The sequence below is a fragment of the Mesorhizobium silamurunense genome (assembly GCF_014843905.1).
Classification (GTDB): domain Bacteria; phylum Pseudomonadota; class Alphaproteobacteria; order Rhizobiales; family Rhizobiaceae; genus Mesorhizobium; species Mesorhizobium silamurunense.
This window is the reverse complement of sequence record NZ_LPVS01000081.1, coordinates 103,745-124,043: the sequence shown is the minus strand read 5'-3', so window position 1 is coordinate 124,043 and position 20,299 is coordinate 103,745. Positions and strand designations below refer to the sequence as shown.

At 64.8% G+C, this 20,299-nt stretch carries 25 protein-coding genes and 1 tRNA gene; 18 read left to right on the top strand and 8 right to left on the bottom strand.

Annotation, left to right across the window (positions count from 1 at the left end; all coding sequences use genetic code 11):
• Positions 1-59: 59 nt before the first annotated feature.
• Both AU465_RS23685 and AU465_RS23680 read right to left on the bottom strand, forming a co-directional pair.
• Positions 60-136: transfer RNA gene (locus AU465_RS23685), tRNA-Arg, on the bottom strand.
• Positions 137-330: 194 nt separating this feature from the next.
• On the bottom strand, positions 331-1,257 hold the full coding sequence (locus tag AU465_RS23680; protein WP_192253743.1) for a DUF1003 domain-containing protein: 927 nt from the start codon (positions 1,255-1,257) through the stop codon (positions 331-333).
• 492 nt (positions 1,258-1,749) lie between these two features.
• Between AU465_RS23680 and AU465_RS23675 the strand changes: the two genes are divergently transcribed.
• On the top strand, positions 1,750-2,199 hold the full coding sequence (locus AU465_RS23675) for a universal stress protein (RefSeq protein WP_192253741.1): 450 nt from the start codon (positions 1,750-1,752) through the stop codon (positions 2,197-2,199).
• A 262-nt stretch (positions 2,200-2,461) separates the two neighbouring features.
• On the opposite strand, the gene AU465_RS23670 is transcribed toward AU465_RS23675, so the two are convergent.
• Entirely contained in the window at positions 2,462-3,370 is a 909-nt protein-coding gene (locus AU465_RS23670; protein ID WP_376774891.1) for a D-alanyl-D-alanine carboxypeptidase family protein, read from the bottom strand.
• Positions 3,371-3,586: 216 nt separating this feature from the next.
• Between AU465_RS23670 and AU465_RS23665 the strand changes: the two genes are divergently transcribed.
• From AU465_RS23665 to AU465_RS23650, 4 genes are all read left to right on the top strand, one after another.
• Positions 3,587-5,395: a DUF948 domain-containing protein gene (locus tag AU465_RS23665; RefSeq protein WP_192253737.1), complete on the top strand. Its 1,809-nt coding sequence runs from the start codon at positions 3,587-3,589 to the stop codon at positions 5,393-5,395.
• Between the two features lie 250 nt (positions 5,396-5,645).
• Positions 5,646-6,752 (top strand): hypothetical protein, encoded by a 1,107-nt coding sequence (locus AU465_RS23660; RefSeq protein ID WP_192253735.1) that lies wholly within the window; start codon positions 5,646-5,648, stop codon positions 6,750-6,752.
• An 81-nt stretch (positions 6,753-6,833) separates the two neighbouring features.
• Entirely contained in the window at positions 6,834-7,445 is a 612-nt protein-coding gene (locus AU465_RS23655; RefSeq protein WP_192253733.1) for a nucleoside triphosphate hydrolase, read from the top strand.
• Positions 7,446-7,540: 95 nt separating this feature from the next.
• Positions 7,541-7,864, top strand: a complete 324-nt coding sequence (locus AU465_RS23650; protein WP_192253731.1) for a hypothetical protein — start codon at positions 7,541-7,543, stop codon at positions 7,862-7,864.
• A 6-nt stretch (positions 7,865-7,870) separates the two neighbouring features.
• Here the strand turns inward: AU465_RS23650 and AU465_RS23645 are convergent, their stop codons facing one another.
• The 3 genes from AU465_RS23645 to AU465_RS23635 all read right to left on the bottom strand — a co-directional run bounded on the left by AU465_RS23645 (position 7,871) and on the right by AU465_RS23635 (position 10,297).
• Positions 7,871-8,575, bottom strand: a complete 705-nt coding sequence (locus AU465_RS23645) for a glutathione S-transferase family protein (protein WP_192253729.1) — start codon at positions 8,573-8,575, stop codon at positions 7,871-7,873.
• A gap of 254 nt (positions 8,576-8,829) precedes the next feature.
• Entirely contained in the window at positions 8,830-10,038 is a 1,209-nt protein-coding gene (locus AU465_RS23640; protein ID WP_192253727.1) for a beta-ketoacyl-[acyl-carrier-protein] synthase family protein, read from the bottom strand.
• A 4-nt stretch (positions 10,039-10,042) separates the two neighbouring features.
• Positions 10,043-10,297, bottom strand: coding sequence for an acyl carrier protein (locus AU465_RS23635; protein ID WP_126086459.1), 255 nt, complete (start codon positions 10,295-10,297; stop codon positions 10,043-10,045).
• A gap of 201 nt (positions 10,298-10,498) precedes the next feature.
• Here AU465_RS23635 and AU465_RS23630 point away from each other — a divergent pair, with 201 nt between their 5' ends.
• The 5 genes from AU465_RS23630 to AU465_RS23610 are packed head-to-tail and all read left to right on the top strand — an operon-like array spanning position 10,499 to position 12,898.
• A complete protein-coding gene (locus AU465_RS23630; protein WP_210325220.1) occupies positions 10,499-11,341 on the top strand; it encodes an urease accessory protein UreD in 843 nt (280 codons plus the stop codon).
• A gap of 36 nt (positions 11,342-11,377) precedes the next feature.
• The gene (locus tag AU465_RS23625) at positions 11,378-11,680 is read left to right on the top strand and encodes an urease subunit gamma (RefSeq protein ID WP_095805092.1); all 303 of its coding nucleotides are present in this window, start codon (positions 11,378-11,380) and stop codon (positions 11,678-11,680) included.
• 25 nt (positions 11,681-11,705) lie between these two features.
• Entirely contained in the window at positions 11,706-11,960 is a 255-nt protein-coding gene (locus AU465_RS23620; RefSeq protein ID WP_192253725.1) for a DUF1272 domain-containing protein, read from the top strand.
• A 31-nt stretch (positions 11,961-11,991) separates the two neighbouring features.
• Positions 11,992-12,585 (top strand): HupE/UreJ family protein, encoded by a 594-nt coding sequence (locus AU465_RS23615; protein ID WP_192253723.1) that lies wholly within the window; start codon positions 11,992-11,994, stop codon positions 12,583-12,585.
• A 7-nt stretch (positions 12,586-12,592) separates the two neighbouring features.
• The gene (locus AU465_RS23610) at positions 12,593-12,898 is read left to right on the top strand and encodes an urease subunit beta (protein WP_192253721.1); all 306 of its coding nucleotides are present in this window, start codon (positions 12,593-12,595) and stop codon (positions 12,896-12,898) included.
• A 20-nt stretch (positions 12,899-12,918) separates the two neighbouring features.
• On the opposite strand, the gene AU465_RS23605 is transcribed toward AU465_RS23610, so the two are convergent.
• On the bottom strand, positions 12,919-13,359 hold the full coding sequence (locus AU465_RS23605; RefSeq protein ID WP_246506334.1) for a hypothetical protein: 441 nt from the start codon (positions 13,357-13,359) through the stop codon (positions 12,919-12,921).
• Between the two features lie 153 nt (positions 13,360-13,512).
• Positions 13,513-13,899: a hypothetical protein gene (locus AU465_RS23600; protein ID WP_192253713.1), complete on the bottom strand. Its 387-nt coding sequence runs from the start codon at positions 13,897-13,899 to the stop codon at positions 13,513-13,515.
• 182 nt (positions 13,900-14,081) lie between these two features.
• Here AU465_RS23600 and ureC point away from each other — a divergent pair, with 182 nt between their 5' ends.
• The 8 genes from ureC (at position 14,082) to AU465_RS23560 (ending at position 20,272) form a co-directional block, all read left to right on the top strand.
• Positions 14,082-15,794, top strand: a complete 1,713-nt coding sequence (ureC, locus tag AU465_RS23595) for an urease subunit alpha (protein WP_376774890.1) — start codon at positions 14,082-14,084, stop codon at positions 15,792-15,794.
• 89 nt (positions 15,795-15,883) lie between these two features.
• The gene (locus tag AU465_RS23590) at positions 15,884-16,477 is read left to right on the top strand and encodes a hypothetical protein (protein ID WP_192253711.1); all 594 of its coding nucleotides are present in this window, start codon (positions 15,884-15,886) and stop codon (positions 16,475-16,477) included.
• A gap of 58 nt (positions 16,478-16,535) precedes the next feature.
• A complete protein-coding gene (locus AU465_RS23585; RefSeq protein ID WP_192253709.1) occupies positions 16,536-17,141 on the top strand; it encodes a glutathione S-transferase family protein in 606 nt (201 codons plus the stop codon).
• The gene (locus AU465_RS23580; RefSeq protein ID WP_192253707.1) at positions 17,138-17,695 is read left to right on the top strand and encodes an urease accessory protein UreE; all 558 of its coding nucleotides are present in this window, start codon (positions 17,138-17,140) and stop codon (positions 17,693-17,695) included. The genes AU465_RS23585 and AU465_RS23580 overlap by 4 nt, the downstream gene beginning before the upstream one ends.
• A complete protein-coding gene (locus AU465_RS23575) occupies positions 17,637-18,359 on the top strand; it encodes an urease accessory protein UreF (RefSeq protein ID WP_192253705.1) in 723 nt (240 codons plus the stop codon). Before AU465_RS23580 ends, AU465_RS23575 begins: the two co-directional genes overlap by 59 nt.
• Positions 18,356-18,796 (top strand): DUF3995 domain-containing protein, encoded by a 441-nt coding sequence (locus AU465_RS23570; protein ID WP_192253703.1) that lies wholly within the window; start codon positions 18,356-18,358, stop codon positions 18,794-18,796. Before AU465_RS23575 ends, AU465_RS23570 begins: the two co-directional genes overlap by 4 nt.
• The gene (gene ureG / locus AU465_RS23565; protein WP_192253701.1) at positions 18,793-19,425 is read left to right on the top strand and encodes an urease accessory protein UreG; all 633 of its coding nucleotides are present in this window, start codon (positions 18,793-18,795) and stop codon (positions 19,423-19,425) included. Before AU465_RS23570 ends, ureG begins: the two co-directional genes overlap by 4 nt.
• An 82-nt stretch (positions 19,426-19,507) precedes the next feature.
• On the top strand, positions 19,508-20,272 hold the full coding sequence (locus AU465_RS23560) for a class II aldolase and adducin N-terminal domain-containing protein (RefSeq protein WP_192253699.1): 765 nt from the start codon (positions 19,508-19,510) through the stop codon (positions 20,270-20,272).
• The last annotated feature ends 27 nt before the right edge of the window (positions 20,273-20,299 follow it).

Sequence of the window (20,299 nt, the reverse complement as noted above, 5' to 3'; positions counted from 1 at the left end):
TTACCCATGTCTCCGGTATGAACCGTAACCTATGTGTCCAGAATGGACCCTTTGGAGATTGGCGCACCCGACAGGATTCGAACCTGTGACCTCTGCCTTCGGAGGGCAGCGCTCTATCCAGCTGAGCTACGGGTGCTCCCCGGGAAACCGGAAAACGAACCGGCCGGTGAACCGGCCAGCCACGGCTTCTTAGCGGAAGCCGCCCCGGGCTTCAACGGCCAATTGGGATCGTGACGTTTTAAGCTCACAGGACGATGGCGTGTCGCTCCGGGTATCCGAGGCGCGGCGCAGGCTTGAAAGGAGCGTCGCGCGGGCTTCGTCCTGAAACCCTCACCCCTCCGCCTCAACCTTCGCCACCCTCCGCCGCACCCCTCTCGTCGCCCGCTTCTGCTTCTTCGCGGCCAGCTCGTGCATGGCGTCGAGCTGCATCTGCTGCATCTCGGCCAGCCGCTGCCATTGGCGCGAGATCAGGTAGTCGAGCTTTTCGTGCAGATGCCGCACTTCTAGCTCGGCCTTGAGGTTCACCCGGTAGTCGTTGAAGGAGCGCAGCCGGTCTTTGGCTTCCTGCCGCTTCTGGCTCATCATGATCACCGGCGCCTGGATGGCGGCGATGCAGGAGAGCAAAAGGTTGAGCAGGATGAACGGGTAGGGGTCGAAGGCGTGCCCCAGGCCCGCGGCGAGGTTGATGCCGATCCAGATCAAGAGCACGGCCGCGAACGAGATCAGGAACCACCAGCTGCCGCCGAACTCGGCCATCGAGTCGGAGACGCGGTCGGCGAAGGAGCGGTGCTCCTCGAACTCCTCTTCCGAGTTTTCCGAGATCGTGTCTTGTCTGGCGATCGATTCCACCACCTGGCGGTCGAGCTCGGAGAATTCGCCGTGTTCCTGCTGCAGCAATTCCTCCATGTAGCGCATGCGGTAGCGCGAGAGCTCCTGGCGGCTGATGCGGGCGCCGCGCGGCAGGTCGGGATGGTCGGAGCGGATGCGGTCGGCAAGGCTCGGCCTGAGATCGTCGATGCGCACCAGGTCGCGCTTGCGGAATTTCCGGCCGCTGATCGCCGACGGTTTCTTCTTCGGCTTGACCCTGGTCGTGCCGGGTGGGGTTGGTTCCGAATCCGGCACCTCCGGGGCTTCGAGGATCTCGTCGGCCGCTTCATGCGCGTCCTCCGGCACGGTGGCCGCCTCGAGATATTCGCCGGCCGTGTCGTTCTCGTCGTCAACTTGCGTCTGCGCGGATGCCTTGGGGTCGCCGGCCATGGTCAGTGCTCCTGTTCTCGGCTTCCGATACGATACGCCAAGCCGGCGCGGCATATCCATCGTCACTGTGAAGGTCGTGTGACCGAACAAGTTCTTGTGATTGCAGGGAGGCGTGGCTCTTCGCCGGCCGCCATGTGCAATCGCCTATGGCGGCGCCAGCCCCCGCTCCGTCTCGGCGCTGCGCGCCGATCCACCTCTCCCCCGCTTCCGCGGGGGCGAGGAAACGCCAATCGCTAAGGGCGCGACGCTCCCAAACTTGGGTTCCTCGCCCCCATGAAATGGGGGAGAGGTGGCTCGGCGAAGCCCGAGACGGAGTGGGGGAGCGCCGTTGGCGATTGTCCGTTCTTCGGCTGGAGCAATCATCTGCACCGCCTGGCCTTGATCCAGATCAAGCTGGCCCCTGTGGCGGGCCTGATAGGGAAATTATATCGAGATCAGGCCTGATCGCCCATCAGGGGCGCGCATCGCCCCGCAAGAAGAGGGATCGCCACCATGTACAAGCACATCCTGATCGCCACCGACGGCTCGAAACTGGCCAGCAAGGGCGTCGTCCACGGCCTGGAGCTGGCCAAGTGCCTTGGCGCCACGGTCACCTTCGTCACCGTCTCCGAGCCGTTCCCGGCGCTGGCCTGGGGCGGCGCCATGGCCGGCTATGTCGCCGCCGACGAGCTCACCAACTACGAGCAAAGCGCGCGCAAATATGCCCGCGAGGTGCTGGGGAAGTGCAAGGCCGAGGCCGATAAGCTCGGCGTGAGCGCGAAGACCCTGCATGTCGAGAACAAGACGCCCGCCGAGGCGATCCTCGATGCGGCGCGTGGCGAGGCCTGCGACCTCATCGTCATGGCGTCCCATGGCCGTCGCGGCATCGGCCGGCTGGTGCTCGGCAGCCAGACGGCGGAGGTGGTGTCGCTGACCGAGATCCCGGTGCTGGTGGTTCGGTAGGGCACGTTGATATTCAGGTGAGGCCGGCCTGCGAATGGTGGCTGTGCTTCCGGTGCTCACGTACTTCAAGTACGCTCCGCTCCGGTTCTCGGAAGCCCCCATTCTCGACTCGGCCTGACCTGAATCTCAACGTGCCCTTGCGCGTTCCGGGAAAACATTGGCGAAAGCCGCGATGATGGCTGATCTCCCCCCTTGAGGGGCAGATGTCCGGCAGGACAGATGGGGGCGCTGTCCCGCCGGCGTTTCAAAGTTTCTGCACCTGCTACTGCGCCGGCAAACCAGGCGGCGGCAGGCCGGGAAGCGCCGAACCGGCCGGCTGCTGCCCGGCATACATCAGCTGCGTCTTCGCATCGGCGCTCATCGGCGCCAGACTCCGCTGGATCAGCGCCTCGACATGGTCGTTGCGCTGGCGCGCGCTTTGGGCGCCCATCACCACCACGATCAGATGCCGCCCGTCGGCATTGTAGGAGGTGACGATGTTGTAGCCGGAGGCGCGGATATACCCGGTCTTGATGCCGTCGACGCCGCGCACGCGACCCAGCATGTCGTTGTGGCCGCGCACCAGCCGGCCGCGGAACATGAAGTCGCTTTCGGAAAAATAGTGGAAATGCTGCGGGAAGCGGTGCTCGAGCGCCAGCCCCAGCACCGCCATGTCGCGCGCGCTCGTCACCTGGCCGTCGTCGGGCAGGCCGCAGGCGTTGCGGAAATTGGTGCTGGTCATGCCGAGCTGGCGCGCCTTTGCGGTCATCATGGCGGCGAACTGGTCCTCGCTGCCGCCGCCCAGATATTCGCCCACCGCCACCGCCACGTCGTTCGCCGACTTCACCACCATGGCGCGGATGGCGGAATCGACGTCGATCGTCTCGCCGCGCCGGAAGCGCAGCTTCGTCGGCGGCTGCGAGGCGGCGTGGTCGGAAACCGGAATCTGCGTCTCCTTGGTCACCCGGCCGCTCTCCAGCGCCTCGAACAGCATGTATAGCGTCATCATCTTGGTGAGCGAGGCCGGATAACGCTGCGCCGTCGAACTGACCTCGAACAGCGTCTTGCCGGTCGGGGCGTCGACCACGATCGCCGCGTATTTCTGCGGCTGCGCCGGCACGGCCAGCACGCTTTCCGGCGGCGCTGCGGTGGTGCAGCCGGCAACCAGCAGCAGCAAGGCCAACGCGGCCATAAATTTTTGGATGAGGGGCAAGGGACGCAGATAGGACAAGACTGTTCTTAAGCTGTTGCTGAGATGCGGTGAGGCTAACGTAACGCACCTGCCGCGTCCAACTGGTTAACGGCGGTAATAAGGCATTTGCCCAGGTTTTGCGCCGTCGCAGCTCGCTTTGCCTTCCACACCCCCTTGCCGCTATGATGCGGCCGGCTTGGATTTGGGGGGATCGGCATGTCGGAAATCGCCACGGGCACGACCTCGCTGCTCAGGGCCTCGCTCAGCCGCACCGGCAAATGGGCGGGCAGCGTCGCCTTCGTCAGCGGCGCGGTGTCGGACGTGCTCAACCCCCTCGGGCCCTTTGCCGCCTATATCGCGCTCATCGCGGCGGTCGCCGCGGCGATCATCGCCATCGCCATGGTGCTGCGCCTGGTGCTGGCGGCGAAGGCCATGCCGGCGCTGATTTTCGCCACCAGCGCGGCGGCGATCGCCGGCAGCGTCTACGGCGTCCAGCAGGAAACCAATTCGCAGAACGGCGTCATCGCCGCGCTGGTGCCGGCGGTGGCTGAGCTCCAGCAGTCGCTGGGCATCGTCTCCGAAAAGGTGGCGAAGATCGAGAAGACGGTCACCGAGACGCAGAATACGGTCGAAGCGGTCAAGAAGTCCACCGACACGGTGGCACAGAAGACGGACCAGATCGCGCAGACACAGAAGCAGCAGACCGAACAGGGCGCCGAGACGCAGAAGACGGTCGAGGCGGTCAAGCAGACCACCGACACATTAGCCGCCGGGCAGCAACAGCAGCAGGCTCAGGCCGAAAAGCTGCAGGCAACGACCGAGCAGATCGCCGCCTCGATCGACACTATCGCCAAGGGCTTTGCCCAACTGGCGGCGCAGGGCGGGGCGATCGCCGATCCCAAGCGCCCCGACGAGTTTTATCACAACGCCCGCGTCTACGAGCTGGCGGGCGACATGCTCAATGCCCGCCGCGCCTATCTCGCCTTTGCCGGCTTCGATGTCGACGCCATCGATCCCTATACCCGCTTCGCCACGCTGTTAAGGGTCCAGGACGGCAAAGCCGGCGCCCGCGAAGTGTTCGGCCAGCTCGCCGAGAAGGCCAAGGCGCCGGCGATCAAGCTCGTCCATCTGCTCCAGTTCGACGATGCCGAGCGGCCTGACAGGCTCAACGCCTTCATAACCGCCAATCCCGATTACGCGCCGGCTTACTTCCTCCTGGCGCAGGAATTTTCGGAAGACCGCCTCGGCAGCCAGACGCTGGCCGATAAGCGCAGCGAAGCCGAGGCGCTCACGAAATTCGTTTCCTATGAGAAGGACGGCGGCCTGCTCAAATATTTCGTCGACCAGACCCAACTGGCCGACTGGCTCGACCGCAGCCGCACCCGGCTGGCGGCACTTGGCGACGTGCTCGACCCCTCGCGCTTCGTGCCGACGCTGACGCCGACGCGCTCCAACGCCGGCTGGTCGATGACGATCTCGCTGCCTGAGCCGGCGACGGCGATCTCCTGGCGGCTCGGCGACAGCGGTCCGTTCACCGACACCGGCCTGATGGCGATGAACGACCAGCGCACCGGCAAGCCGATGCCCAATCCGAGCTTCGAGCTGCCGGACAGCACCGCGGCTAACACCATCGCCATAAAATACCTCGACATCAGGGGCCGCGAGACCGGCCCGTTCGACATCCGCTTCGACCCGGATGCCGCCCTGCAGCAGGGCAACAAGCAGATCCTCGACCAGTTCTGGACCTCGTGGATCGCCTTCGACGCCAGCGGCAATTACGGCCTGGTCTATTTCACCCAGATGCTGTCCTTCCGCTGCGCCATCAAGGAAGTGCATTACAGCCTGAACGGCACGGCGCTCGACAAAGAGATCAAGATGCCGCCCTGCGACGCCAAGGATCCTTACGCCGTTCCCGCCGACTACCAGCCCTATTTCAAGGTGAAGGACGATGTGAAGTCGATGGCGGTGCAGGTGACTTATACGGACGGGACGAAGTCGCCGGTGCGGGAATATGAAAGGCAGTAGGGTTGCTCCCACCCTCTCCCTTGTGGGGAGGGTCGATCCGCGTAGCGGATCGGGTTGGGGGACGAAAGGTCTCCTTTTTGGTTGGACCCCCACCCCTTCGAGCGATCTCCGCTTTGCCCCGACCGCTCGCCCACCCTCCCCACAAGGACAGAGGGTGGGGAGCTGATGCAAAATGCCCGACGCCGCGCTTGCGTTCCGAGCGCCGGGCAGGCTTTGTTGGCGCCCTCTGCAAGAGATTCGAGGTCGAGCAATGAACACGGTCACGATCGACGCAAAAGGCATCTCGGTTTCGCTCGATCTCGCCGTCGGCCATATCGCCGCCATGGAAATCGAGGCCGGCGGCCGCGTGCTGAAACCGCTGCACCGCGCGCCCTGGGTCGGCTCGCCGCACGAGACGCTGCCGGAAAATCTCCCCGAAGGCACGGTGCGTCTGTCGGGCGATTTCCTTTGCGCGCCGTTTTCCACCAGCGATGTCGAGGCCGCACCCCTGCATGGCTGGACGGCCAACAGCGAATGGGATGTCGTCGAGAACGGCGCCATCGCCGGCGGCTGGCGCGCCGTCTTCCGGCTGCGCCGCAAGGTCATGGGCGCTGCCGTCGACAAGGTCTTCACGCTCCGCGACAACCACCCCTTCCTCTACCAAGAGCACATTTTCTCAGGCGGTTCCGGCGCCATTTCCGTCGCCCATCATCCGATGACGGCGATGCAGGACGGCGGACGCCTGGCCTTCTCGCCGAAGCGCCTGGCCGTGACGCCGGCGACCCCGCTGGAGCCCGATCCGGCGCGCGGCCGTTTTCGCCTGGCCTATCCCGCCCGCGCCGCCGATCTGACCCATTTCCCGGTCGCCACGGGCGGCACCACCGATCTCACCGACTACCGCATGGAAGACCGCCGCGAGGATTTCATCACGCTGGTCGAGGCCGATCATGGCGGGCCGGGCTGGACGGCGCTCGCTCGCCGCGCCGAGCAGGATCTGGTGCTGGTGCTGAAGAACCCGGCCGAGCTGCCGGTCACCATGCTCTGGTTCAGCAATGGCGGGCGCGACTATGCGCCCTGGAGCGGCCGCCATGTCGGCGTGCTCGGCATCGAGGACGGCCGCGCCGCGGTCGGCCACGCCGCCTCGCTCGGCGACAACTGGCTGAAGCATGAAGGCGTGGCGACGGCCTTCGCCCTTGCGGAAGGGCGCAGCGTCTCCTTCCGCCATGTTATCGGCGCGGTTCCGTTCGCCGACGCCGAGCCGCCGGCCGACCTCGAATCGGCGCCCGACCGATTGCGCATCCTTGCCGCTGGCAAGACAGCGCGGGAGGTGCCGTTCGACCGAGAGTTCCTGCGCATCGGGCGTTCGGTTCCGGCCTGAGACCCGTCGGGCTAATCCGGGTTTGAAATTTTCGGCGGCTGCCGCCAAGATGCGGCCGGAGTCGCTAGCGAAGAGGCGCTGATGTCTGACTTGGCCCATATCACTGCCGAAATCTTCAAGCGCGCCGGCAAAGCCAAGCGTTTCGTCGTTGCCATTGCCGGCCCGCCGGGAGCCGGCAAGTCGACCATATCGGGCAGGTTGCACGAATTGCTGCCGGAAGGCACGTCCGAAGTCGTGCCTATGGACGGCTTCCACTATGACGACATCGTGCTCAACCGGCGCGGCCTGCGCGCGCGCAAGGGCGCGCCGGAAACCTTCGACTTCGCCGGCTTCGAGACGCTTTTGAAGCGCATCCGCTCCGGCGAGCCTGACATCGCCATTCCGGTCTTCGATCGCAGCATCGAACTGTCGCGCGCCGCGGCCGAGATCATTTCCGCCGACGCCAAGTTCATCCTGGTCGAAGGCAATTATCTGCTCCTCGACGAGGAGCCCTGGTCGCGGCTCGCGCCGCTGTTCGATTTCACTATCTTCGTCGACGTGCCGCGCAACGAGCTCGAGCGCCGCCTGATGGAGCGCTGGCGCGACCACGGCAAGTCCGACGAGGACGCCCGCGCCTGGATCGCCTCCAACGACATGCCCAACATCGAGCGCGTGCTGGCGCGCCGCAGGCAAGCCGATCTGGTGATTGGTTAACCCGCTCAATTTTCAGTATTTTTGGACGGGAACCTTAAGACTTACAGGTCGTTATGGCCGTACTCCCCAATTGTCCGGCGTAAGGGAACCGTCTGATGGCAACCAAGACCAGAAAACCCGCGCCCGCGAGAAGCAGGGCCAATCAATCCAGGACAACGCAATCGAGGGCCGGTGCCGGCCCTGCGGTCGCTGAGCGCTCCAAGGACGCCAAGCCGGCTTTCGGCAAGGCCGCGCCCAAGAAAGTGGTGCCCGGCGCATCGCACAAGACCGCCGCAAAAGCCGCGAAGCCACATAAGCCGACAGCGAAGTCCGGCCCGATTCGCACCGTCGCAAGCGTTGCGACGGGCGCGGTGGTGGCCACGGCTCGGCTTGCCGCTTCCATGCTCGGCCGGGGCCGCGCCAAAACCAGGACGAAATAGGCTCTCTCAACCCCTCGCCGGGATGGTCAGGCCCCTCTGCACGGCCGGCCGTGCAAGGCCCCGTTCCAGCCATGCCGCGACGGTCGGGAAATCGTCGAAGCCGACGAGGTCGCGCGCCTCGTAGAAGCCGATCAGGTTGCGCACCCAGCCGAGCGTCGCGACATCGGCGATGGTGAACGCATCATCCATGATCCATTGCCGGCCCGTGAGCCGCGTTTCCAAAACGCCGATCAGTCGCCGCGACTCGTCGCGATAGCGTTCCAGCGGCCGCTTGTCGGCGATCTCGCGCCCGGCGAATTTGTTGAAGAAGCCGACCTGGCCGAAGATCGGGCCGATCGCGGCCATCTGGAAGAACACCCATTGGATGGTCTCGTAGCGCCGGATCGGATCGGCCGGGATCAGCTTGCCGGTCTTGTCCGAGAGGTAAAGCAGGATGGCGCCGGATTCGAACAGCCCGATCGGCTTCCCGTCGGGACCGTTCGGGTCGATGATTGCCGGTATCTTGCCGTTCGGGTTGAGCGACAGGAATTCCGGCGTCCAGCTCTCATTCTTGCCGATGTCGACATAGTGCGGCTCGTAAGGCAGGCCGATCTCTTCCAGCGCGATCGATATCTTGACGCCGTTGGGCGTCGGGGAGGAATAGAGCTGCAGCCGGTCGGGGTGCTTGGCCGGCCAGCGCTTGGCGATCGGAAAGGCGGACAGGTTGGTCATCGGGGGCTCCGGATGCAGATCGGCGCCGGGCGGCGCGCGTGGCGGGTGGGCAAGAATTAGGATCCCGGCCCTTCGGGATCAATATGCCGGCAATCGGCCTGCCGTGCACGGACAGTCAACCAAGGCAGGGCTCTGGAGCAATTCCAGGAAAGGTGCGTAGCGGTTCCGTCCGGATTTGCGCGAAAAAAACTTAGAGGGGAGGCTAAACCCGCTCTAAGATGGAAGCGCTTTCCGGCGAATGGCAGGCGCGCGTATCAGATCGCCTTGAACGCCAGCACCGCATTGGTGCCGCCGAAAGCAAAACTGTTGCTCAGTGCTGCGCGCACCTTGCGCTCGCGCGCCACGTTAGGCGTCACGTCGAGGTCGCATTCGGGGTCGGGCTCGCGGAAATTGGCGGTCGGCGGCACGATGCCGTCGCGGATGGCCATGACGCAGGCGATCATCTCCAGCCCGCCCGATGCGCCGAGACAATGCGCATGCATCGACTTGGTCGAGGAAACCGACAGAGTGCCGACATGCTCGCCGAAGACGCGCTTGATCGCTGCGGTCTCGATCTGGTCGTTGGCCTTGGTGCCGGTGCCATGCGCGTTGAGATAGTCGACATCCTCGGGATTGAGCCCGGCATCCACCAGGCAGAAGCGCATCGCCGCTTCCGGTCCCTCGACTGTCGGCGCGACGATGTCGGAGGCGTCGGCCGACAGGCCTGCGCCGGCGATCTCGGCCAGGATGGTGGCGCCGCGCGCCATGGCGTGGTCGTAGCTTTCCAGCACCGCCATGCCGGCGCCTTCGCCTAGCGACAGGCCCTGGCGGTCGGCCGAGAACGGCCTGCATGTGTCGGGCGAAAGCACCCTCAGCGCTTCCCAGCCCTTGAGCACGCCCCAGACCAGCGGCGCTTCGGTGCCGCCGGCGACCATGACGTCGGCACGGCCGAGCCTGATCTGGTCGACGGCGCCAGCGATGGCATGGTTGGCCGACGAGCAGGCCGAGGTGACGCCGAACACCGGACCGCGCAGCCCGAGATTCATGCTGACCTGGCCGGCGGCGGCTCCCGGCATCACCTTCGGCACGGTGAAGATGGCGGCGCGGTTGCGCCCTTCGATCAGGATCGCGCGGTAGTTCTCCTCGATCGTCTCGAAGCCGGCGACGCCGACGCCGACAATGGCGCCCATCCGGTAGGTGTTGTCGGCATGCGCGGTCAATCCGGACTGTTGCATCGCCTCCCGCGCCGCGATCACCGCCAGCAGGCTGAAACGGTCCATCGACACCACTTGCTTGCGGTCGATGCCGTGATCGGGCAACGCCTTGATTTCGCTGCCGACCTTAACCTTCAGGTCATGCAGCGAAGGGTTGTCGATCGGGCCGATTGCCGAGCGGCCGGCGCGCATGGCGTCCCAGATCGCCGGCACATCGTTGCCGAGCCCGCATATTCCACCAATGCCGGTGATGACGACGCGCTTGAGCATGCAATCAGGCTTTTTTCGCGATCAGCTCGCGAACCGCCTCGACCATGTCGCCGACGTTCTTGAGGTTGCTCCAGGCGTCGACCGTGTTCATCTCGATCTCGATGCCATACTTCTCCTCGAGATCGAAGATGATCTCGGTCAGTTCCAGCGAATGGATCCCCAGCGTGTTGAGATCGGTGCTGGCGGTGATTTCCTCGCCGCCGGGCTCGGCATGGGCTTTGATCTTTTCGATGATTTCGGTCGTCAGCTGGTCAGCCATTCGGTTCCTTCCCCTGTCGTTTTCCGACGCCAACTGATCAGCGCCCCTTCGTCCCTGGAGTCACTAACGTCGTCGCCCCTACCTCGCCAGGCATCGCGTGACCGCTCCAAGGTGGCTCCCTCTATAGAAACCGAAACGATGTCAAGCAACAAGCTATATATCGACAAAGCCGCCGGAGTGCTTAACGTTGGCGCCGTGGACATGATCGACGATACTCCGCTTGCCGCCCAACGTGTTGCCGGGCGAGGCAGGCTTTTCTGCGGCAAAAGCGGCGGCCGGACCCGCCTTCAACGTCTCTACCAGGACGGTTCGGCCAAGATTCGCATGCCGGCGGTGCAAGGCGACCCGCTCGAGGCGGTGCTCATCAACACGGCCGGCGGATTGACCGGCGGCGATCGGCTCGGCTGGGCGATCGAAGTCGGCGAGGGCGCCTCGGCCTCGATCACCACCCAGGCCTGCGAGAAGGTCTATCGCGCGGCATCCGATCGCGCCGAGACGACGGTCAGCCTCGATGTCGGCGCCGGCGGTCGGATCGCCTGGCTGCCGCAGGAAACGATCGTTTTCGACCGGGCGGCCTTTGCAAGGACGCTCGATGTGAAGCTTGCGGGCAGCGCCGAAGCGCTGCTGTTGGAGGCGACCTTGTTTGGCCGGCTGGCGATGGGCGAACAGACGATCCAGGGCAATTTCCACGATCGCTGGCGGGTCTATCAGGACGGCAGGCTCATCCATGCCGAGGATTTTCGCATCGGGCCGGATATCGCAGCCAGGCTCCGGCGTCGGGCGGTTGCCGGTGGCGCGCGCGCAATTGCAACGATGCTTCTTGTCTCCCCGCGTGCGGAAACCCTGCTGGAGCCGGCGCGCGCGATCATCGGCGACCCCATCATCGGTGGCTGGGGTGGCGCCAGTTTCTGGAGCGTCGGGCAATCTGGCAAGCTTCTTGCGAGGCTCACCGCCGGCGACGGCTACCATCTCCGCAAGCGGCTGGTTCCTCTCGTCGAACTGCTCAACGGGCGGGCGGGCCTGCCCAAATTATGGTCACTCTGATCTCGAATACGTTGATGTTGAATACCGGGAAGACGCATGAATCTGACGCCGCGTGAAAAGGACAAGCTGCTCATCGCCATGGCGGCAATCGTGGCGCGCAAGCGGCTGGAGCGCGGCGTCAAGCTCAACCACCCCGAGGCGATCGCGCTGATCACCGATTTCGTCGTCGAGGGCGCTCGCGACGGCCGCCCGGTGGCGGAACTGATGGAGGCCGGCGCCCATGTCGTCACCCGCGCCCAGGTCATGGACGGCATTGCCGAGATGATCCACGACGTCCAGGTCGAGGCGACGTTTCCCGACGGCACCAAGCTGGTGACCGTGCACGAACCGATCCGGTGAGGCCCATAAGGCGAAGGGAGGACCGATGCTGGAACTCAGGCCCAATTGCGAATGCTGCGACAGGGATCTGCCGCCGGAGGCGACGGATGCGCTGATCTGCACCTTCGAATGCACCTTCTGCGCCAGTTGCGCGGAGAATGTCCTCGGCGGCGTGTGCCCGAACTGCGGCGGCAATTTTGCGCCGCGGCCGATCCGCCCCGCGGCGATGCTGAAGAAATATCCGGCCTCGACCAAGCGTGTGCTCAAGGCCGAGGGCTGCGGCCCCCGCAAGGCCGCCTGACCTGGCAACGTTCAGAAGGAAAGACCCGCCCATGATCTCCGTATCGACAAAACGCGCCACGCTCGCCGCGATCCTCTTCCTGGCAGCCGCTATGCCGGCTTACGCCCATGTCGGCATCGGCGCGACTTCTTCCTTCGCCACCGGTTTCGCGCATCCGCTGTCCGGCCTCGACCATATGGCGGTGATGATCGCGGTCGGTCTGTGGGCGGCGATGAAGGGCGGCCGGGCGGTGTTGGCGTGGCCGCTCGCCTTTGTCGGCGTGATGCTGGTCGGCGGCGCGCTCGGTATGCTGCATGTGCCGGTGCCCTTCGTCGAGCCGGGTATCCTCGCCTCGGTCGTGGCGCTCGGATTGCTGGTCGCGCTGGCGGTCGACCTGCGGGTCTCGGCGGGTGTGGCCATCATCGGCGTGTTCGCACTGTTCCACGGCCATGCGCATGGCACCGAAGTGCCGGAGAATGCCGGCGGCCTCGAATATATGGCGGGTTTCGCCGTCGCGACGGTGCTTCTTCATGCCATCGGCATCGCGGCCGCGCTCCGCCTTGGGCACCGCTTCCGCGCCTTGGCGCGTGTTGCCGGCGCCGCCTGCGCGGCGGTCGGCGTCGGCCTTGCCTTCGGCGTGCTGTGAGGCCGCGATGATCCCGGGCGAAGTCATCACGGCAAAGGGCGACATCGAGCTGAACAAGGACCTGCCGACGGTGACGCTCAAGGTCGCCAACAGCGGCGACCGTCCGATCCAGGTCGGCAGCCACTATCATTTCTTCGAGACCAACGAAGGACTGAAATTCGACCGCGAACGCGCCCGCGGCATGCGCCTCGACATCGCCGCCGGCACGGCCATGCGCTTCGAGCCGGGCCAGGAACGCGATGTCACGCTGGTGCCGCTCGGCGGCAAGCGCGAGGTTTATGGATTTCAGCAGAAGGTGATGGGCAAGCTGTGAGGTCCGGCGGCGCGCTCAAATCACTTCGGAGGCTTGGCGGCCGCATAGATGACGATCTTGCCGGGATTGTCGAACTCGACGGCGAGCACGTCCTCGGCGAGCACGCGTCTCGAATCGATGGCGTTGAAGAGCAGCGCGTTCGCCTCGATTTCCTGGCGCAGTTCCGCGACGTCGTCCTGATGCTGCTTCACCTTGTTCTCGATCGCAGGCGGCGGGCCGCCCTCGCTGCGCGCGGCATCCGTCAGGAAGACAATGTCCACGGTGTCGAGCTTGGTCGTCTTGCGCACCGTGCCGATGTTATCGCGCGTGCGGTCTATTGCCGAGATGACTTTGCCGACCTCCGTCTTCGACAGCGCCTCCTCCTCCCGAATATTCGAATCGACGATCGTCGAAGCCGGCTTGTTGCTGTCCAGAGGCTGCGCCGGGAACGCTGGGGCGGCGGCCACGAGAAGCATGGCCATGGCAAATCCGGTTCCGAGGCATGGGGCGCTCGTCATCGCTCGCTCCTGATTGAACTTGTGGCGGGGCGAAAAAGGCGAAACGAGTCTTGTCGACAGGAGGTTCCCTTGGGGATGCTGCTGACGGGCCTGCAATCGGCCCGTCAGCATAGATATTCAGCTCGCCTTCTTGGTGATCAGGGTCAGCGCGCCATTTGGCTGCAGGCTGGCGGCGATGACTTGCGCCGAACTTATCCCCTTGGCTTCGAGCGCGGACTTCACTTTGGGCGTCGCGTCGATCGATTTGCGCAAAGTCTGCAGGCCGGCGTCGCCGCGCTGCGCCACGATCTGGTTGACCTGCGTCTGCGTGTCCTTGGGCAGCTCCGTGATGTCGACGATGTTGACGCTCTCGATCGTCGGCGGCTTGGGCGTCTGGCCCTGGGGCGCGGCGGGAGCAGGTGCGGCCGGCGCCGGGCTTGGTTGGGGCGCGGGTTGCTGCTGGGCGCTGGCCGCGCCCGCCAGCGCCAAGCTGGCAGCGGCCGCGAAAAGTATCGTCTTGCGCATGGATATTCCTTCCATCGGTTTGGCAAACGGTCGTTTTGGGCTGACTCGCCCACCTCAACCGCCAAATGGGATCGGAAAGTGTCTCCGAGCGGGTCATTGCGTGACCATTGGATGGCGACAATGTGCGCCCCACGCCCAATTAACTTTACTTTCGGCAACCTCACTTTCGGGAGCAATCGCTGATGGCCAGATTAACCCGCGCCGCCTATGCGCAGATGTACGGCCCGACCGTTGGCGACAAGGTGCGGCTTGCCGACACCGAGCTCTTCATCGAGGTCGAGAAGGATTTCACCGTCCATGGCGAGGAGGTGAAATTCGGCGGTGGCAAGGTCATTCGCGACGGCATGGGTCAGAGCCAGGTCGCGCGGGCTGAGGGCGCCGTGGACACTGCTATCACCAACGCGCTGGTCGTCGATGCGCTGGCGGGCATCATCAAGGCCGATATCGGCCTGAAGGACGGCCGCATCGCGGCAATAGGCAAGGCCGGCAATCCGGACACGCAGGATGGCGTCACCATCATCATCGGCCCCGGCACGGAGATCATCGCCGGCGAAGGCAAGATCGTGACCGCCGGCGGCTTCGACGCGCATATCCACTTCATCTGTCCGCAGCAGATCGAGGAAGCGCTGATGAGCGGCATCACCACCATGCTCGGCGGCGGCACCGGTCCGGCGCATGGCACCTTGGCCACCACCTGCACGCCGGGCCCCTGGCACATGGCGCGCATGATCCAGTCCTTCGACGCCTTCCCGATGAACATCGGCCTGTCCGGCAAGGGCAATGCTTCGCGGCCGGCGGCGCTGGAGGAAATGGTGCTCGCCGGCGCCTGCTCGCTGAAGCTGCACGAGGACTGGGGCACGACGCCGGCCGCCATCGACTGCTGCCTGTCGGTCGCCGACGCCTATGACGTCCAGGTGATGATCCACACCGACACGCTGAACGAGTCAGGGTTCGTCGAGAACACGGTCGCGGCAATCAAGGGCCGCACCATCCACGCCTTCCACACCGAAGGCGCCGGCGGCGGCCATGCGCCCGACATCATCAAGGTCTGCGGCCTGCCCAACGTCATCCCGTCCTCGACCAATCCGACGAGGCCCTACACCGTCAACACGCTGGCCGAGCATCTCGACATGCTGATGGTCTGCCATCATCTGTCGCCGTCGATCCCCGAGGATATCGCCTTTGCCGAAAGCCGTATCCGCAAGGAGACGATCGCGGCCGAGGACATCCTGCACGACATCGGCGCCTTTTCGATCATCTCCTCAGACAGTCAGGCCATGGGCCGGGTCGGCGAGGTCGCGATCCGCTGCTGGCAGACCGCCGACAAGATGAAGCGCCAGCGCGGCGCATTGCCTGAGGAAGCCGGCGACAACGATAATTTCCGCGTCCGCCGCTACATCGCCAAATACACCATCAACCCGGCCATCGCGCACGGCTTGTCGAAAGAGATCGGTTCCATCACGGTCGGCAAACGCGCCGATCTCGTGCTGTGGAACCCGGCCTTTTTCGGCGTTAAGCCGGAGATGGTGCTGGTCGGCGGCACCATCGCCGCGGCGCCGATGGGCGATCCCAATGCCTCGATCCCGACGCCGCAGCCGATGCACTACCGGCCGATGTTCGGCGCCTACGGCAAGGCGCTGACAAACTCCTCGGTGACGTTCGTCTCGAGGGCCGCCTTCGATGCCGGCCTGCAGGGCAGTCTGGGCGTGGAGAAGGCCATGGTCGCGGTCGAGAACACGCGCGGCGGCATCGGCAAGCATTCGATGGTGCTCAACGACGCCACGCCGCATGTCGAGGTCGACCCTGAAACCTATGAGGTCCGCGCCGACGGCGAGCTACTGACCTGCGAGCCGGCGACGGTGCTGCCGATGGCGCAGCGGTATTTTCTGTTTTGACGTAGCGTTTCCGGTGAACGGGCAAATTCCGTTGCGGCTGGATGGTGGACCTTGCACTATGCGGTTGAGCAACTGCATAGCGGACAACCATGGCTACCGAAATCGCCTCGCCCCACGACATCTTTCCGCATATCCGCATCGTCATGGGCATGGTGATCGGCCTCGGCGTCACCCGCCTGCTGTCCGGCGTCGCCCGCCTCGTCCAGCATCCCGGCCAGTACAAGCTCTATCCCGTGCATCTCGCCTGGGTCGGCTCGGTGCTTCTGATGCTGGTGCATTTCTGGTGGTGGGAGTTCGGGCTCTACGCCATCCAGTCTTGGACCTTCGGCAAGTACCTTTTCATCATCTTCTACGCCATCACGCTCTTCCTGATGTGCGCGCTGCTGTTTCCGGATTCGATGCTCGATTACACCAGCTACGAGGACTACTTCTACTCGCGTCGCGCCTGGTTCTTCGGCCTGCTTGGTGCCACCTATCTGCTCGACGTCATCGACACGCTGCTCAAAGGCCCGGAACATTTCGCCCGCTTTGGCAACGAATATCTGTTCCGCACGCCGGTCTTCGTGGCGCTTTGCCTGGTAGCGATCCTGGTGCGCGATCGCCGCTTCCACATTGCCTTCGTCGCGGCCGCCCTGGTCTACCAGATATCCTTCATCCTGCGGCTCTTCGACACCATCGTCTGAGCGCCATTGGGCTTAACGTGGCGATGGGCTAGGGTCCGGTAAAAGACAGGGTTCAACCATGTACAAGGCCGTCGGATCGCGAGGTTCCCGGGTCAGCCGCGTGCTCTGGATGCTCGAGGAGCTCGGGCAGCCCTATGAGTTCGTCGAGGTCAAGTTGCGCTCGCCGGAAGCTTACGCGCTGAACCCTTCGGGCAAGGTGCCGATCCTGATCGACGGCGATTTGACGGTCACGGATTCGGCGGCGATCTGCGTTTATCTGGCGGACAAGCATGCCGATAAAGGCATGGGCGCCAATCCCGGCCTTGCCGGCCGCGCCGAGATGGATTCCTGGATGCATTTCGCCCAAAGCGAGCTCGAAGCGCCGCTGTGGAACAAGCTCCGCCACCGCTTCCTGCTGCCCAAGGAAATGCGCGTCGATGTCGGCCCTGCCGCGGCTTACGATTTCGCGTCGGAACTCAAGGCACTGGATCGCCGCCTGGGCGACAAGCCCTTCGCGCTGGGCGAGCGGTTCTCGGCCGTCGACGTGCTGCTCGGCGATATGGGCGGTTGGGCGCGCGCCGGCAGGTTTCCGATGGAATCCGAACGGGTCAATGCCTATTTCGACCGTATTTTGGCGCGCCCCGCCCGCGCAAGGGCGCAAGCCAATGGGGGATCCATGAAATGAAGCTCAACATCACCACTGATTTCACCAAATTTCCCCGCGCCGTTTCGGTGCTCCCAGCCGGTAAGGCGGGAGCGGCCGCGCCCTACGACAAGGCTGTGTTGCCGCATGACGAGCGGCATCTGCGCCGCCGCGTCGTCGAAACCGCCGGCGGCGACAAGGTGCTGGTCGATCTGCCCGAGCCGGTGGCTTTGAACAATGGCGACCGGCTGGTGCTGGAGGACGGCCGCCAGCTCGAGATCGTCGCGGCGCCGGAAGAGGTCTACGACATCCGCGCCCGCGACGCAGTGCATCTCACCGAGCTTGCCTGGCATATCGGCAACCGTCATCTCGCGGCGGCGATCGAGGCGGATCGCATCCTCATCCTGCGCGACCATGTCATCAAGGCGATGCTGGAAGGGCTCGGCGCCACCGTGAGCGAGGTTTTGCTGCCGTTCAGTCCGGTGCGCGGCGCCTATTCCGGCCATGGGCATGGTCATGATCATCACGCACTTGATCATGGTCACGATCACGACCATCATCACCATGATCATGGTCACCACCATCACCATGATTGAGCAGCCTTCCGGCATCGCCCTGTTGCGGCTGATGGCCTGGCTGTCGCCGTCCTTTCCAGTCGGCGGCTTCTCCTATAGCCATGGCCTGGAACGCGCCGTGCATGACGGGCTTGTTGCCGACCGCCAGGATCTCGCTGCCTGGCTGGAAACGCTGGTCGAGATGGGCTCCGGCTGGAACGATGCGGTGCTGTTTGCCGAAAGCTGGCGCCGCGCGCATGACGGCGGTGATCTCCACGAAGTTGCCGCGCTTGCCGAAGCGCTCGCCGGCTCGCAGGAACGGCACCTCGAAACCATGCTGCAGGGCGCGGCCTTCCTCAAGGCGGCGTCCGCCTGGCCGTGTCCCGCGTTGGACCGCTTGCCTGCCGATTGCGCCTATTGCGTTGCCGTCGGGGCGGTTGCCGGCAGCCACGGCATCGGCCTTGCGGATGCGCTGTCCGCCTTCCTGCAAGCATTCTTCTCCAATCTCGTGCAGGCCGCGATCAGGCTTGGCGTTGTCGGACAGACCGATGCCGTCGAATTGTTAGCCGGCTTCGAGGCTTTGACCATCACCACGGCCGCCCGTGCCGCGAAGTCCTCACTGGATGATCTCGGCGGCTCGACTTTCATGTCCGACATCATGGCGATGAAGCACGAAACGCAGTATTCGCGGCTGTTTCGCTCATGACCATTCTCGCCTTCCTCCTCTCCTTCGTCCTGCTCCTGATCACCACGCTGCATGTCTATTGGGGCATAGGCGGCATCTGGCCCGGCACCGATTCGGCATCCTGCGCGCGTGCCGTCGTCGGCTTCCACGGTGTCGATGAAATGCCCTCGGCCTTTGCGAGCTTCGCCGTGGCCGCGTGCCTGGCGCTCGCCACGCTGTGGCCGTTGGCGCTCGCAGGCGTCTTCGCTGCGCCTTTCCCGAAAGAAGGGCTCGCAGCCACCGCGCTGCTCATCGGCCTCGTCTTCCTCGGCCGCGGTATCGCCGGCTTCACGCCCTGGTGGCGCCGGCTGACCCCGGAGCAGCCTTTCGCGCGGTTGGACCAGCGCCTCTATTCGCCGCTCTGCCTGCTGATCGGGCTGGGCTTCGCAGTCCTCGCCATCACGGAGTTTCCGGCATGACACAAGCCAACGGTCCCCTGCGTATCGGCATCGGCGGTCCCGTCGGTTCCGGCAAGACGACGCTCACCGAAAAGCTCTGCAAGGCGCTGCGCGACCAGTTTTCGATCGCCGTTGTCACCAACGACATCTACACCAAGGAAGACGCCATGATGCTGGCCCGCCTGCAGGCGCTACCGGAGGAGCGCATCGTCGGCGTCGAGACCGGCGGCTGCCCGCACACCGCCATCCGCGAGGACGCTTCGATCAATTTGCGGGCGATCGCCGAGCTGAACAAGAAATTCCCCGACCTCGACATCGTCTTCATCGAGTCCGGCGGTGACAATCTTGCCGCCACCTTCTCGCCGGATCTTGCCGACCTCACGCTTTACGTGATTTCGGTCTGCCAGGGCGAGGAAATCCCGAGAAAGGGCGGCCCGGCCATCACCCGCTCGGATTTCCTGATCATCAACAAGAGCGACCTTGCGCCCTATGTGAACGTCAACCTCGACGTCATGGAAGCGGACGCGGCCCGCATGCGCGGCAAGCGGCCCTTCGGCTTCACCGACCTGTCGCGCGGCAAGGGCCTGCAGGAGGTGATCAGCTTCATCGTCGAGCAGGGCGGGCTGCAGACGGCGCGGCCCGCAGCCTGACGCGGAGGAGCCTGACCTACCAGTTTGCGGTTGCTGGCCATGGCTCCGCGCGGCATTCTTCGGAAAACCCGGAGGATTATCCATGAGCGTTGCGCGCCTGAAGGAACCGCTGACCAACCTGCCCTACTACGAGGAGCGCGTGGATCTCGCCGCTGCCTTCCGCTGGACGGCGCGGCTCAACATGCATGAGGCGGTGGCCAACCACTTTTCGCTGTCGGTCAACGAGGACGGCACGAAATTCCTGATGAACCCCAACCAGGTGCACTTCTCGCGCATCAAGGCGAGCGACCTGCTTCTGATCGACGCCAACGATCCCGACACGCTGTCCGGCCCCAACGCGCCCGACCCGACCGCCTGGGGCCTGCACGGCGCCATCCACCGCAACGTGCCGCATGCGCGCTGTGCCATGCATGTGCATTCGATCCATGCCACCGTGCTTGCCTCGCTGGCCGACTCGACGCTGCCGCCGATCGACCAGAACTCGGCCATGTTCTTCAACCGCCATGTCGTCGACGCGCACTATGGCGGGCTCGCCTTCGAGGAGGAGGGCGAGCGCTGCTCGAAACTGCTCGTCGATCCCAAGGTCAAGGTGATGGTCATGGGCAATCACGGCGTGATGGTCATCGGCGACACGGTCGCCGACACCTTCAACCGCATGTACTATTTCGAGCGTGCCGCCGAGACCTACATCAAGGCGCTGTGGACCGGCCGGCCGCTGCGCACGCTCTCCGACGAGATCGCGGAAAAGACGGCAAGCGAGATGGACGACTATCCCGGCCAGGCCGAGCGCCATCTTTCCGAGCTGAAGGCGATCCTCGACGAGGAAGAGCCGGTCTACCGGAACTGACATCAAACTTCTTCCTTCTCCCCGTTC

Excerpts from the sequence above, each read along its gene's own strand:
- AU465_RS23680 (WP_192253743.1), bottom strand. The coding sequence starts at position 1,257 with ATGGCCGGCGACCCCAAGGCATCCGCGCAGACGCAAGTTGACGACGAG.
- AU465_RS23675 (WP_192253741.1), top strand. The coding sequence starts at position 1,750 with ATGTACAAGCACATCCTGATCGCCACCGACGGCTCGAAACTGGCCAGC.
- AU465_RS23670 (WP_376774891.1), bottom strand. The coding sequence starts at position 3,370 with ATGGCCGCGTTGGCCTTGCTGCTGCTGGTTGCCGGCTGCACCACCGCA.
- AU465_RS23665 (WP_192253737.1), top strand. The coding sequence starts at position 3,587 with ATGTCGGAAATCGCCACGGGCACGACCTCGCTGCTCAGGGCCTCGCTC.
- AU465_RS23660 (WP_192253735.1), top strand. The coding sequence starts at position 5,646 with ATGAACACGGTCACGATCGACGCAAAAGGCATCTCGGTTTCGCTCGAT.
- AU465_RS23655 (WP_192253733.1), top strand. The coding sequence starts at position 6,834 with ATGTCTGACTTGGCCCATATCACTGCCGAAATCTTCAAGCGCGCCGGC.
- AU465_RS23650 (WP_192253731.1), top strand. The coding sequence starts at position 7,541 with ATGGCAACCAAGACCAGAAAACCCGCGCCCGCGAGAAGCAGGGCCAAT.
- AU465_RS23645 (WP_192253729.1), bottom strand. The coding sequence starts at position 8,575 with ATGACCAACCTGTCCGCCTTTCCGATCGCCAAGCGCTGGCCGGCCAAG.
- AU465_RS23640 (WP_192253727.1), bottom strand. The coding sequence starts at position 10,038 with ATGCTCAAGCGCGTCGTCATCACCGGCATTGGTGGAATATGCGGGCTC.
- AU465_RS23635 (WP_126086459.1), bottom strand. The coding sequence starts at position 10,297 with ATGGCTGACCAGCTGACGACCGAAATCATCGAAAAGATCAAAGCCCAT.
- AU465_RS23630 (WP_210325220.1), top strand. The coding sequence starts at position 10,499 with ATGATCGACGATACTCCGCTTGCCGCCCAACGTGTTGCCGGGCGAGGC.
- AU465_RS23625 (WP_095805092.1), top strand. The coding sequence starts at position 11,378 with ATGAATCTGACGCCGCGTGAAAAGGACAAGCTGCTCATCGCCATGGCG.
- AU465_RS23620 (WP_192253725.1), top strand. The coding sequence starts at position 11,706 with ATGCTGGAACTCAGGCCCAATTGCGAATGCTGCGACAGGGATCTGCCG.
- AU465_RS23615 (WP_192253723.1), top strand. The coding sequence starts at position 11,992 with ATGATCTCCGTATCGACAAAACGCGCCACGCTCGCCGCGATCCTCTTC.
- AU465_RS23610 (WP_192253721.1), top strand. The coding sequence starts at position 12,593 with ATGATCCCGGGCGAAGTCATCACGGCAAAGGGCGACATCGAGCTGAAC.
- AU465_RS23605 (WP_246506334.1), bottom strand. The coding sequence starts at position 13,359 with ATGGCCATGCTTCTCGTGGCCGCCGCCCCAGCGTTCCCGGCGCAGCCT.
- AU465_RS23600 (WP_192253713.1), bottom strand. The coding sequence starts at position 13,899 with ATGCGCAAGACGATACTTTTCGCGGCCGCTGCCAGCTTGGCGCTGGCG.
- ureC (WP_376774890.1), top strand. The coding sequence starts at position 14,082 with ATGGCCAGATTAACCCGCGCCGCCTATGCGCAGATGTACGGCCCGACC.
- AU465_RS23590 (WP_192253711.1), top strand. The coding sequence starts at position 15,884 with ATGGCTACCGAAATCGCCTCGCCCCACGACATCTTTCCGCATATCCGC.
- AU465_RS23585 (WP_192253709.1), top strand. The coding sequence starts at position 16,536 with ATGTACAAGGCCGTCGGATCGCGAGGTTCCCGGGTCAGCCGCGTGCTC.
- AU465_RS23580 (WP_192253707.1), top strand. The coding sequence starts at position 17,138 with ATGAAGCTCAACATCACCACTGATTTCACCAAATTTCCCCGCGCCGTT.
- AU465_RS23575 (WP_192253705.1), top strand. The coding sequence starts at position 17,637 with ATGGTCACGATCACGACCATCATCACCATGATCATGGTCACCACCATC.
- AU465_RS23570 (WP_192253703.1), top strand. The coding sequence starts at position 18,356 with ATGACCATTCTCGCCTTCCTCCTCTCCTTCGTCCTGCTCCTGATCACC.
- ureG (WP_192253701.1), top strand. The coding sequence starts at position 18,793 with ATGACACAAGCCAACGGTCCCCTGCGTATCGGCATCGGCGGTCCCGTC.
- AU465_RS23560 (WP_192253699.1), top strand. The coding sequence starts at position 19,508 with ATGAGCGTTGCGCGCCTGAAGGAACCGCTGACCAACCTGCCCTACTAC.